This is a genomic window from Pseudomonas sp. 51_B (genome assembly GCF_017491595.1).
Classification (GTDB): domain Bacteria; phylum Pseudomonadota; class Gammaproteobacteria; order Pseudomonadales; family Pseudomonadaceae; genus Aquipseudomonas; species Aquipseudomonas promysalinigenes.
Genome location: NZ_JAFGYW010000360.1, coordinates 1 through 455, shown reverse-complemented (window position 1 = coordinate 455; position 455 = coordinate 1). Strand labels below are relative to the sequence as shown.

Below are 455 nucleotides of genomic sequence, written 5' to 3'. Positions count from 1 at the left end.
AGAACAACTAAGTGGCGAGCAGAATCGCTAAAGCTGACTCAAGGATGAAGAGGAGGGCGGGAGTCTGGATTGCGATTATCGGTCAGCGGTTCGATGATCGCCCAATGTTGGCGCCCCGGTGCTTGTGCATCGCGCGGCGAGCCGTTTGACTAGGCATCGATGCGTGCCGGACAAGGACAAGAAATGAACGATCAAATGCGCAACTCCTTCACCTCGGTGGCGCCGCCCATTGTCGCCTCGCCGGCCAAGCGCATTCAGGCGCTGACCGGTGATCCGGATTCCATGACGTCCCTGGCCCGTGGTCTGGCCGTGGTGCAGGCGTTTCAGGAACGCAAACGCCACCTGACCATCGCGCAGATAAGTCATCGCACTGAAATCCCTCGCGCCGCCGTGCGCCGTTGCCTGCACACGCTGATCAAGCTCGGCTACGCCACCACCGACGGCCGCACCTATTC

Annotated in this window: 1 pseudogene; it reads left to right on the top strand. The window is 60.9% G+C overall.

From position 1 onward, the window contains the following. Positions 1-183: 183 nt before the first annotated feature. A pseudogene (pcaR, locus tag J5M56_RS25235) lies at positions 184-455 on the top strand (pca regulon transcriptional regulator PcaR); the annotation flags it as partial.